The organism is Asanoa sp. NPDC050611, from assembly GCF_040654855.1.
GTDB lineage: Bacteria > Actinomycetota > Actinomycetes > Mycobacteriales > Micromonosporaceae > Asanoa.
This window is the reverse complement of the sequence record NZ_JBFAIU010000283.1, coordinates 1-10167: the sequence shown is the minus strand read 5'-3', so window position 1 is coordinate 10167 and position 10167 is coordinate 1. Positions and strand designations below refer to the sequence as shown.

The following is a 10167-nucleotide window of genomic DNA, read 5'->3' as shown; positions in this document are numbered from 1 at the left end:
ACCAGCGTGGCCATGCCCGGCAGAAAGCCTCCTGCACCACGTCCTGCGCCTCGGCCAGATCGCCCGTGTGGGCGAACAGCTGATGCGTCAGGGGGCGGAACGACGCGGCGTAGAACTCCGCGAAGTCGAGCTTGTCGGGCGGCACAGCTCTCCCGGGGTCGACGGCCCCCTCACAGTAACCCGTCGATGCCGCCCCACATATTGTCGTAATTCGGCCGACGCCGGGGCGTTGTTCGGGTGAAACTGAGAGCCATGACGCGATCGCGGCAAATCAACGGCTCGCAATCCCGTCGACTGGTCCAGGACCCGTGCGACGACGACGGCTGCCCGAGCTGCTACGGCAACCCCGCACAGGCGGAGGCGGCACGACGTGCCGGCCGCCTGCCGGACCGCACGCACCGCCTCGACGAGCGCCCGGAGACCGACTAGGACGCGTTCGTCGCCGCGAACAGCTCCGGGAAGACCTTGGCCACCTTGGCGGTCAGGTAGTCGCCGTAGGTGCCGGTGAACGCGACCGGGTCCGCGCCGTCCCAGCGCGGCTCACCGGTCGCCGTCGTGCGCGCGCGGCCGGGCAGCGGCGGCACCTCGGCGCTGAAGTCCGGGTCGAAGAAGAAGGGGTACGAGAGCCGCTCGTTGCCGCTCACGTTGCGCACCCGGTGCACGGTCGACCGGTACCACCCGCCGGTGAGCCGTTCGAGCATGTCGCCGATGTTGCAGACGAACGTGCCGGGCAGCGGCGGCGCGTCGATCCAGCCGCCGGGCGTGCGTACCGCCAGACCGCCGTTGCGGTCCTGCGCCAGCAGCGTGAGCAGGCCGTAGTCCGTGTGCTCGCCGACGCCCCACTCGCCCGAGTCCGGCTCCTGCGGCGGGTAGTGGAAGATCCGGAACAGCACGGTCGGCACCCGGGTGTAGCCGGCCGCGAAGTAGTCGGCCGGCAGGTCGAGGCTGCGGGCGACACCGCGCAGGACGTCCTGGGCGAGGTCGGTCAGCGCGGCCTGGTAGTCGAGCACCGCCGCCCGCAGCGCCGGCACCGCCGCCGTGAACAGGTTGCGGCCGTGCAGCGGCAGCCCCGCGCGCGGGTCGCCGCCGGGCAGCTCCTCGCCGAAGTAGATGCCCTCCTTGCGGTCGGGCCGGCCGGCGGTCAGCTCACCACCGAGCGGGAAGTAGCCGCGCCAGGCCGGGCCGGCGTGCCGCATCGCGATCGCCATCTTCTCCGCCTCGGGCAGCGCGAAGAACTGCCGGGCCGCGTCGTCGAGCCGGGTCAACAGCTCATCGGGTACGCCGTGCCCGGCGACGTAGAAGAACCCGGTGTCCCGGCAGGCCGCCTCGATCTGTCTCGCCACCCCGTCGACGTCGTCTCCGCTGCGCAGCGGACCCACATCGATCACCGGGAGCCTCGTCTCCGTCATGCCCAGAGCCTAGGATCTCCGCATGACCCCGGAGGAGATCGGAGCGCGGCTCGTCGAGCTGGTCGCCGGTGAGCACTCCGTCTCCGGTGGCAACTCGCACGCCCGGTCGACCGTCGACGTGCCACCCGAGCGGTGGGCCGAGGCGGTCCGCGCCGCCCACGACGACGCCGAGTTGGCCTGCGACTTCTTCGACTGGCTCTCCGCGGTCGACGAGCTCGACGAGGGCTTCGCGGTGGTCGCCCACCTCTGGTCGACCACGCTCAACCACGGCCTGCTGCTGCGCACCCGGGTGCCGCGCGCCGAGCCGGTGGTCGACACGGTCGTGCCGATCTACCCGGGCGCGGCCTGGCACGAGCGCGAGACGCACGAGATGTTCGGCATCGACTTCGCCGGCCACGACGACCTGCGGCCGCTGCTGCTGCCGCCGGAGTTCGAGGGCCACCCGCTGCGCAAGGAGTTCGTGCTGGCCTCCCGGGTCGCCAAGGCCTGGCCGGGCGCCAAGGAGCCGGGCGAGAGCGAGGCCGGCACCACCAAGCGCGCGCCGATGCGCCCGCCGGGCGTCCCCGCTCCGGGTGAATGGGGGCCGGCCTGATGCCGCTCTGGCTCGAGGTCCTCGTCCGCGTGGTCGGCGTCGTCGCCGCGTTCCTGGTCCTCCCGCTGGTCGTCGGCCAGACCGAGCACAAGGTGATGGCACACATGCAGGGCCGGCTCGGCCCGATGTACGCCGGCGCCTACCACGGCTGGGCCCAGCTCATCGCCGACGGCATCAAGTTCGTGCAGAAGGAGGACATCACGCCGGCCGCCGCGGACCGGTCGGTGTTCCGGCTCGCCCCGCTCGTGGCCCTGGTGCCCTACCTGCTGGTGCTGCTGGTCGTGCCGCTCGGCCCCGGCGACCTGGTCGGCCAGAACCTCGACGTCGGCCTGTTCTTCGTGCTCGCCGTGCTGGGCGTCGGCGTGGTCGCGGTGCTGATGTCGGCGTGGGCCTCGGCCAACAAATACAGCCTGCTCGGCGGCCTGCGCGGGGCGGCGCAGCTGCTCGGCTACGAGCTGCCGATGGTGCTCGCCGCCGCCAGCGTCGCGATGGCGGCCGGCACCCTGAGCCTGACCGGCATCGTCGAGGCCTGGCGGCCCTGGTGGCTGCTCTGGCAGCTGCCGGCGCTGGTGGTGTTCTTCGTCGCCGGGCTGGCCGAGATCCGCCGCCCGCCGTTCGACATGCCGATCGCCGACTCCGAGCTGGTGTTCGGCTACATGACCGAATACACGGGCCTGCGCTTCGCGTTCTTCCTGCTCGCCGAATACGTGGGCATCGTGGTGATCGCGGCCCTGACCACGGTGCTGTTCCTCGGCGGCTGGAAGGGCCCGCTCGACGACCAGCTCGGCTGGCTGTGGACGCTGATCAAGATCTTCGCGGTGGCGTTCATCGTGATCTGGTTCCGGGTCGCCTACCCGCGGCTGCGCGAGGACCAGCTCCAGCGCCTGTGCTGGCTGGTGCTCGTGCCGGTGTCGCTGGGCCAGCTCGTGCTGACCGCCGCCGTCCGGGTGGCGCTGTGAGCCGCGACGCGGTCGTGCGGCGGCTCATCGCCGACGTCTGGAACGGCGCCGACGAGAACACCGCTTACGAGCTGATCGCGCCCGACTGCCCGGGTCTTGGCGCCAGCGGCCCGGCCGGCGTGCTCGCCTGGCACCAGGAACGCCGGGCGGCCTTCCCCGACCTCCGCTACAAGATCGTCGACCTGGTCGTCAGCGGCGACCGCGCGGCCGTGCACTGGCGTGCCGCCGGCACCCAGCTCGGCCAGTTCGGCCCGGTGCCGCCGACCGGCACGGTGGTCAGCTACTCCGGTGCCACCTTCCTGCGGTTCGACGCCGACGGGTTGATCGCCGACGTGTGGAGCGTCAACGAGCTCTTCCAGCTTCTTCAGCAGCTAGGTGTGGAAATGTTGCCCCCCGCTTAGTGACGCGGTGACCGTACGCGCGCGTTGCGTGGTTAAATGCCCGCATCGACACGCGTCTGGGTGCGTCGGTGCCCACACACAGCCTCCGGCGGCAGCATTCCGGGCCGCCGGACCGTCCGTGGTCCCGACCCGAGCCGATCTCGCTCGCCCCGGTGCCCGAGCCGCCCGCGCCGGAGCCGACCGCCAACCCGGCGGGCGTCGCGCTGGCCCGGGTCTACGCGCTGTTCCCGGCGGCGATCCGGCTCAGTTGCGGCATCGCGGTCGCCGTCGTCGCGCTCGCGGTGCGGGAGCCACCGGTCCAGGCGGTGCCGCTGGCGCTCGCGGTCGTCGTGCTGACGGCCTGGTCCTATGTGTTCTACCGGCAGACCGTCGACAATGGCATCCGGGCCCGGGTGGTGCTGATCGACGGCGCGCTGACCGCCGCCGCCTGCCTGTGCATGCGGGTGCTGGTCGCGCCGGACGTGCTGCCCGGCGGCGTGAGCTGGATCGCGGTCCTGGCCAGCACGTCGATCATCACCGCGCAGTTCGCCCTGCGCGTGGTGCATGGCGTGGCGTTCGGGTTCGTCGTCGCGGCGTCCTACTGCGTCGGTGCGATCATCGCCGACGAGTCGGGCGAGGCGATCAGCCACACGGTCCTGCTGGTCGTGCAGACGTTCCTCGCGGCCGGCCTGGTCTACGTCACGCGGCGCAGCGCCCGCGCCGCTGACGGGATCTTCACGGCCTACCAGCGGACCCACCGTGAGTCCGTGATCGCCCGGGCCGCTCGCGAGGCCGAGCGCAAGCAGAACCGCGACCTGCACGACACCGTGCTCTCCACGCTGACGATGGTCGGCCTCGGCGGTGTCGCCGGCCAGTCGCCGATGCTGCGCGCCCGGGCCTCGGCGGACCTGCGTACCCTGTTCGACCCGGCGCGCCGGCCGGTGCTCGACCCCGCGGCCAGGGTCTCCCTCGACGAGCGGCTGAGGCTGATCGTCGAGCGCTACGAAGGCTATCCGCTGACCGCGGCGCTGGAGCCCTGCCTCGTGCCGTCCACCGTCGCCGACGCGATCGCGGAGAGCGCCGACGCCGCGCTGTCCAATGTGGTGCGGCACGCCGAGGGCTCGGTGGCCTGGCTGCGCCTGCACCAGACCCGGGAGTCCGTCACGGTCGAGGTCATCGACGTCGGCCCGGGCTTCGACATAGCCGCCATCCCGCCGTACCGGTACGGCATCCGCGAGTCGATCATGGCTCGGATGGCGGCGGTCGACGGCAGCGCCCGGATCGACACCGCGCCCGGCAACGGCACGCGCATCCACCTGGAGTGGGTCGATGTCGGCTGAGCGACTACGCAGCGCCGGCGCGGCCGTGGTGGCCACCGCCGACCGGGGCGGCCGGATCGCCGCCGTCGTCATCGCGTTCGGCTGGCACCTCGCCGTCAACGTGCCGGGCATCGCCGGCGGCTGGACCGACTACCGCGTGCCCTGGGCCGCCGCGGCCGGCTGGGTGCTCTACGCCATGGTCGGCGTGCTAGCCACCGCGCGGCTGTTCCACGGCTTCGCGGTGCCGGTCGTCCCGCTGCTCGCGGTGCTGCTGATCGTCGACGTGCTGGTCATCGCCGTCACGCCCGACCGCGAGTTCTTCAACTCCCTCAACTGGGCCTGGGGCACGATCGGCTGGTTCGCGCTGCTGCTCGTCTACGACCGGGGCATCGGCGCGCTGATCGGAGTGCTCGTCGCCAACGCCGCCTTCGGCCTGGTCGGCGTCGTCGCCGCCAGCCCCGACGGCCAGGGCGCGGTCGACCTCAGCCGCTTCGTGATGTACATCTACGGCACCGGGGTCCTGCCGATCGCGCTCCACGCGGCGATGAGCGCCCTGCGCGAGACCGCCAGCAGCGCGGCGCTCAGCGAAGCCGCCCGCGCCGCGCTGGAGTCCGAGCGGCTCGGCGCGGCACACGCCCAGCAGGAGCGCCAGGAGCGGCTCGGCATCGTCTCCGAAGCCGCGGGCGCCCTCCTCGACGACCTCGCCACCGGGCGTGCGGACCCGGTCGACCCCGACGTGCAGCGATCCTGTGCGCTGGCCGCCGCGCGGCTCCGCCGCCTGATCGCCGAGTCCGACGACGTGCCCGACCCGCTCCTGCACGAGCTGCGCGCCTGCGTCGACGTGGCCGAGCGGCAGGGCGTGCCGGTCGACCTGATCGCGGTCGGCGAGCTGCCCGAGCTCGACGTCGCGATCCGGCGCCGGCTCGCCGAGCCGCTGGCCGCGACGCTGGCGACCGCGCGGGACTGGGCCCGGGTGACGGTGGTGGCGCAACCGGACGAGGTCGTGGTCAGCCTGACCACCCCGGCGACGGCGGGGCCGGCCAAGGAGGCGCACTCCTGGCCGATGAACGGCGTAGTGGACTACTGGTACGAGCGGGACGAGGAACTCTTATGGGCGCAGACACGATGGCGGGCGGCATGACGTACGGGACGGGGGACGCGCGGGTGGCCGTCGCGATCGTCGACGACCACCCCGTGGTGCTCGAGGGCGTCCGCTCGTGGCTCTCCGCCGACCCGCGGCTGGAGGTGGTCGCGACCGGCGACAACGTCGACGCGGTGCTGACCGCCGGCCCGGCCGACGTGATCCTGCTCGACCTGCGCCTGCACGGCCGGATGGTGGTCGACAAGGTAAGCGAGCTGAGCGCCGCCGGCCAGCGCGTCGTGGTCTACTCCGAGCACCACGAGTCGTCCACGATCCTCGCCGTGCTCGACGCGGGCGCGGTGGCGTTCCTCGCCAAGCACGAAGGGCGCGACCACTGCGTCGACACGGTGCTGGCCGCGGCGGCCGACCGGCCGTACGTGCCGCCGTCGCTGGCCGGCGCGATGGTCGGCGACCGGCGCAGCACCCGGCCGTCGCTGTCCGACAAGGAGCGGGAGGCGCTGCTGCTCTGGTTCCAGTCGATGTCGAAGGCGTCGGTGGCCAAGCGCATGCAGATCAGCGAGCACACCGTGAAGCAGTACGTGGACCGCGCGCGGATCAAGTACGCCCGGGCCGGTCGACCGGCGGCGACCAAGTCGGCGCTGCTCGCGCGGGCGATCGAGGACGGGCTGATCAGACCCGAGGAGATCGGGACGTACCGGTCATACGCGTCACCCGATCGGCCATCGGATTAACCCGCCGATCGACCGACCCCCGGTTGACTGTCATGACACTGCGTGCGCGCGAAGCCAACATGGTGACAGGTTCCTCACCCTGGAGGCCCCGCCCCGATGACCGCCACACCCTTCTTCATCCAGCCGTACCGGTTCGATGACCCGACGCCCGACGACACCAGCCCCGTGCTCGACCGCCAGCGCGCAGTCGTGCTCGAACCGGGCGAAGAGGTGCGCTGGCGCGGCCAGGTCACCGTCACCGGTTATCTGATCGGCGCGCCCGGCGGCCAGGCCGAGCGGCGCTGGACGCTGCCCCGGCCCGCCGACGTCACGATCACCGACCGCCGGCTGGCATACGTCTGCGACGACTGGGACCTCGCCCGCGTCGGCGCACCGCGGCACCGCACGATGGCCCCGTTCGGCCCGCCCCGGCCGCGCCGCCGGCCCGCCCTCGGTGGCGGCACCCGGGTGGCCACCGGCCAGATCCTCTGGCAGTGGCCCTGGCGGCTGCACCTGCTGCCCGCACCCGGCCCGCAGGGCGTGCTGATCGTCTGCGACTCGATGCGGTCCAACCGGCGCCCGGCCCTGATGCTCTCCGGCGGCGTCGCCGGCGACGGCCGGGAGCTGGCGCTCACGGTCCGCCGCTCGATCAGCCGGTTCCGCCTGACCAACCCCGACATCGTCGAGCTGTCGCCGCGCGACCGCGACGCGCTGCAGCTGCGGGCCGGCTCGGCCCTGCTGCTCGACGAGCTGACCGACCCGCAGCGTGGCGTCGCCCTGCCGGGCGGCCTGCCGGTCGAGTTCGTCAACCGCGACGACTACTACCACCCGGCCCCGGTCCAGGAACATTGGGGCCTCACAGGCGGCGGTCCCGCTTAAGGGTCTGTCGGGTGGATCAGGGCGGCACTCCGCCGGATCCAGACGGCGACCGGCCGCACGCGGAGGCCAGCCGGATACAACACCGGTATCCGACTGACCTCCGCGCACACCCGGACGCCGCCTGGACCTCGCCGGAGCACCACCCTGATCCACCCGACAGACCCAGACCGTCGGTCCCGAAACCCTCCCCGGCAAACAGGGCGCCTACTGGGCGCCCTGTTTGCGTTCGGCTGCACGGATTGAATCAAGACAACCACTCACGGCAGGATGTGAGTCATGGGTGTACCCGGGGTTGGGTTGGCGAAGGGGCTGGCCGTCACGTTGAAGACGATGACGCGCCGCTCGCACACCCACCAATACCCCGACCAGGCCCCCGACCTGCCGCCCCGGTCGCGCGGCGTGATCGCGCTGCTCACCGAGAACTGCACGGTGTGCATGTTGTGCGCCCGCGAGTGCCCCGACTGGTGCATCTACATCGACTCGCACAAGGAAGAGGTCGTCGTGCCCGGCGCGGCCCGCCCGCGCCAGCGCAACGTGCTCGACCGCTTCGACATCGACTTCTCACTGTGCATGTACTGCGGCATCTGCATCGAGGCGTGCCCGTTCGACGCGCTCTACTGGTCGCCCGAGTTCGAGTACGCCGAATACGACATCAAGAACCTGCTGCACGACAAGGAGCAGCTCGGCGAGTGGATGGCCACCGTGCCGGCACCGCCCGCGCACGACCCCAACGGCGAGCCGGCCAAGGAGGAGGCGACCGCGGCGAAGCGCGCCGGCGGTGGTGACGCCCCCGGTGCACCGCCGGCCCGACCGCCCAGGACGCCGAGGTGACCGGCGCCGACGTGCTGCTGCTGGCCCTCGGGGCGGTGGCAGTGGGCTCGGGCGTCCTCGTGGTGACCACGGACCAGCTCGTCCGGGCCGGCCTCTACCTCGTGGTCTGCCTCGGCGCCGTCGCCGGCCTCTACCTCGTGCTCACCGCCGAGCTGGTCGCCTGGGTGCAGGTGCTGATCTACGTCGGCGCGGTCGTCGTGCTGCTGCTGTTCGCGGTGATGCTGACCCGGGCGCCGATCGGCCGCTCGCCCGACCTCAACCGCCCCGGCCTGCCGGCCGTGCTGATCGGCGGTGGGGCCGGGCTCGGCCTGGCCGCGCTGTTCGCCGACGCCTTCCGCTGGTCGGCGGTCGAGCTGCCCGCGCCGGGCAACGCCGAGCGCATCGGCACCGAGCTGTTCCGCTCCTGGGTGCTGCCGTTCGAGGTGCTCTCGGTGCTGCTGCTCGCCGCGCTGGTGGGCGCGATCATCGTGTCCCGGCCGGACATCGGGAGCCGGCCATGAGACCCGTCATCCCGTACGTCATCGGGGCGCTGCTCTTCGGCGCCGGCGTCTACGGGGTGCTGCGGCGGCGCAACGCGGTGCTCGTGCTGATGGCGGTCGAGCTGATGCTCAACGCGGTCAACCTGATCCTGGTCACCGCCGACACCACCGTGCAGGCGACCCTGCCGCACGGCGGGCAGGTGTTCGCGCTGTTCGTCATCGTGCTCGCGGCCGCCGAGGTGGGCGTCGGCCTGGCCATCGTGCTGCAGCTCTACCGGCTGCGGGCCAGCGTCGCCGTCGACACGGTCCGGCTCGACGCGGCGCCGGCCAGTGAGCTGGACGAACCCAGGGTGGCTCCATGAGTCTGGATGTTCTTGGGCCACTGCTGCCCGTCGTACCCCTGGTGGCGGCCCTTTCGGGGTTTGTCCTGCCGCTGCGGTCCAAGGCCGCGGCGGCATATCTCGGCATCGCGGGCGCGGCCGGTGCCCTGGTCGTGGCGATCCTGCTGGCCGTGCGCGTCGACGAGCCGTTCGAGACCGTCGTCGACTGGGTCCGGATCGGCGACCTGACCGTCACCGCGGGCGTGCGGATCGACTCGGCGGCGGCGTTCGTCGCGGTCGCGGTCGGCGTGGTCGCGCTGGCGGTGCAGGTCTACTCGACCACCTACCTGCACGACGACGACCGTTATCCGCCGTACGCGGCCCAGGTCAGCCTCTTCACCGCCGCGATGCTGCTGGTCGTGGTCGCCGGCGACCTGATCCTGCTGCTGGTCGGCTGGGAGGTCATGGGCATCTGCTCGTACCTGCTGATCGGCCACGACCGGCGGCTGCCCGGGGCGCCCGCGGCGGCGGTGAAGGCGTTCCTGGTCACGCGGGTCGGTGACATCGGCTTCCTGCTCGGCATCGTGCTGCTGGGTGTCAACGCCGGCAGCTTCTGGATCACGCAGGTGCTGGCCGCGCTGCCCGGCCTGCCGGCCGCCACCGTTACCGCCGCGGCGCTGCTGCTGCTCGCCGGGGTCGCGGGCAAGAGCGCGCAGTTCCCGCTGCACACCTGGCTGCCGGACGCGATGGCGGGCCCGACGCCGATCTCCGCGCTGATCCACGCGGCCACGATGGTCGCGGCCGGCATCTACGTGGTGACCCGGCTCTACCCGGTGTTCGTGCTCGGCGACCCGGCGCTCGAGGTGCTCGGCGTCATGGCGGTCGTCACCGTGCTGATCGGCGCGTTCGCGGCGACCGCGCAGGACGACATCAAGCGGGTCCTCGCCTGGTCGACGGTGTCCCAGATCGGCTACATGGCGGCCGCGCTCGCGGTCGGCGCGCCCGGCGTCGCGCTGTTCCACCTGCTCACCCACGCCGCGTTCAAGGCGCTGCTGTTCCTCGGCGCCGGCTCGGTGATCCACGCGGTCGGCAGCAACTCGATGTCTGCGATGGGCGGGCTGCGCAGGCGCATGCCGGGCACGTTCTGGTCCATGACGATCGGGCTCGGCGCGCTGATCGGGCTGCCG

At 72.5% G+C, this 10167-nt stretch carries 13 protein-coding genes and 1 pseudogene; 12 read left to right on the top strand and 2 right to left on the bottom strand.

The genetic code is table 11. The features are described 5' to 3' along the window. Positions 1–145: pseudogene (locus AB0H87_RS31545) on the bottom strand (SigE family RNA polymerase sigma factor); the annotation flags it as partial. Positions 146–252: 107 nt separating this feature from the next. Here AB0H87_RS31545 and AB0H87_RS31540 point away from each other — a divergent pair. Next, positions 253–429, top strand: coding sequence for a hypothetical protein (locus tag AB0H87_RS31540; RefSeq protein WP_360153821.1), 177 nt, complete (start codon positions 253–255; stop codon positions 427–429). Here AB0H87_RS31540 and AB0H87_RS31535 read toward each other — a convergent pair. Continuing rightward, positions 426–1409 (bottom strand): 2-oxoglutarate and iron-dependent oxygenase domain-containing protein, encoded by a 984-nt coding sequence (locus tag AB0H87_RS31535; RefSeq protein WP_360153819.1) that lies wholly within the window; start codon positions 1407–1409, stop codon positions 426–428. The two genes, AB0H87_RS31540 and AB0H87_RS31535, sit on opposite strands and share 4 nt — an antisense overlap. A 22-nt stretch (positions 1410–1431) precedes the next feature. Between AB0H87_RS31535 and AB0H87_RS31530 the strand changes: the two genes are divergently transcribed. The 11 genes from AB0H87_RS31530 to AB0H87_RS31480 all read left to right on the top strand — a co-directional run. Further along, positions 1432–2001, top strand: a complete 570-nt coding sequence (locus tag AB0H87_RS31530) for an NADH-quinone oxidoreductase subunit C (protein ID WP_360153816.1) — start codon at positions 1432–1434, stop codon at positions 1999–2001. Next, positions 2001–2960 carry a complex I subunit 1 family protein gene (locus AB0H87_RS31525; RefSeq protein ID WP_360153813.1) on the top strand — a complete coding sequence of 320 codons (960 nt, stop codon included), beginning with the start codon at positions 2001–2003 and terminating at the stop codon, positions 2958–2960. Before AB0H87_RS31530 ends, AB0H87_RS31525 begins: the two co-directional genes overlap by 1 nt. After that, positions 2957–3361 carry an ester cyclase gene (locus AB0H87_RS31520; protein ID WP_360153810.1) on the top strand — a complete coding sequence of 135 codons (405 nt, stop codon included), beginning with the start codon at positions 2957–2959 and terminating at the stop codon, positions 3359–3361. Before AB0H87_RS31525 ends, AB0H87_RS31520 begins: the two co-directional genes overlap by 4 nt. A 68-nt stretch (positions 3362–3429) precedes the next feature. Then, the gene (locus AB0H87_RS31515) at positions 3430–4680 is read left to right on the top strand and encodes an ATP-binding protein (protein WP_360153807.1); all 1251 of its coding nucleotides are present in this window, start codon (positions 3430–3432) and stop codon (positions 4678–4680) included. Continuing rightward, on the top strand, positions 4670–5800 hold the full coding sequence (locus AB0H87_RS31510) for a hypothetical protein (protein ID WP_360153804.1): 1131 nt from the start codon (positions 4670–4672) through the stop codon (positions 5798–5800). The genes AB0H87_RS31515 and AB0H87_RS31510 overlap by 11 nt, the downstream gene beginning before the upstream one ends. Beyond that, the gene (locus AB0H87_RS31505) at positions 5770–6492 is read left to right on the top strand and encodes a response regulator transcription factor (RefSeq protein WP_360153801.1); all 723 of its coding nucleotides are present in this window, start codon (positions 5770–5772) and stop codon (positions 6490–6492) included. Before AB0H87_RS31510 ends, AB0H87_RS31505 begins: the two co-directional genes overlap by 31 nt. Before the next feature lie 96 nt (positions 6493–6588). Then, positions 6589–7350, top strand: coding sequence for a hypothetical protein (locus AB0H87_RS31500; RefSeq protein WP_360153798.1), 762 nt, complete (start codon positions 6589–6591; stop codon positions 7348–7350). A 276-nt stretch (positions 7351–7626) separates the two neighbouring features. Then, positions 7627–8181 carry an NADH-quinone oxidoreductase subunit I gene (locus AB0H87_RS31495; protein WP_360153795.1) on the top strand — a complete coding sequence of 185 codons (555 nt, stop codon included), beginning with the start codon at positions 7627–7629 and terminating at the stop codon, positions 8179–8181. Further along, complete coding sequence (locus AB0H87_RS31490) at positions 8178–8681, top strand: NADH-quinone oxidoreductase subunit J (RefSeq protein WP_360153792.1); 504 nt, start codon at positions 8178–8180, stop codon at positions 8679–8681. The genes AB0H87_RS31495 and AB0H87_RS31490 overlap by 4 nt, the downstream gene beginning before the upstream one ends. Next, a complete protein-coding gene (gene nuoK / locus AB0H87_RS31485) occupies positions 8678–9022 on the top strand; it encodes an NADH-quinone oxidoreductase subunit NuoK (protein WP_360153789.1) in 345 nt (114 codons plus the stop codon). Before AB0H87_RS31490 ends, nuoK begins: the two co-directional genes overlap by 4 nt. Further along, a partial coding sequence (locus tag AB0H87_RS31480; protein WP_360153786.1) for a proton-conducting transporter membrane subunit occupies positions 9019–10167 on the top strand: 1149 nt, incomplete at its 3' end. The genes nuoK and AB0H87_RS31480, both read left to right, overlap by 4 nt.

Bases quoted from the DNA above. Each gene is read 5' to 3' on its own strand.
- AB0H87_RS31540 (WP_360153821.1), top strand. From the start codon at position 253: ATGACGCGATCGCGGCAAATCAACGGCTCGCAATCCCGTCGACTGGTC.
- AB0H87_RS31535 (WP_360153819.1), bottom strand. From the start codon at position 1,409: ATGACGGAGACGAGGCTCCCGGTGATCGATGTGGGTCCGCTGCGCAGC.
- AB0H87_RS31530 (WP_360153816.1), top strand. From the start codon at position 1,432: ATGACCCCGGAGGAGATCGGAGCGCGGCTCGTCGAGCTGGTCGCCGGT.
- AB0H87_RS31525 (WP_360153813.1), top strand. From the start codon at position 2,001: ATGCCGCTCTGGCTCGAGGTCCTCGTCCGCGTGGTCGGCGTCGTCGCC.
- AB0H87_RS31510 (WP_360153804.1), top strand. From the start codon at position 4,670: ATGTCGGCTGAGCGACTACGCAGCGCCGGCGCGGCCGTGGTGGCCACC.
- AB0H87_RS31505 (WP_360153801.1), top strand. From the start codon at position 5,770: ATGGGCGCAGACACGATGGCGGGCGGCATGACGTACGGGACGGGGGAC.
- AB0H87_RS31500 (WP_360153798.1), top strand. From the start codon at position 6,589: ATGACCGCCACACCCTTCTTCATCCAGCCGTACCGGTTCGATGACCCG.
- AB0H87_RS31495 (WP_360153795.1), top strand. From the start codon at position 7,627: ATGGGTGTACCCGGGGTTGGGTTGGCGAAGGGGCTGGCCGTCACGTTG.
- nuoK (WP_360153789.1), top strand. From the start codon at position 8,678: ATGAGACCCGTCATCCCGTACGTCATCGGGGCGCTGCTCTTCGGCGCC.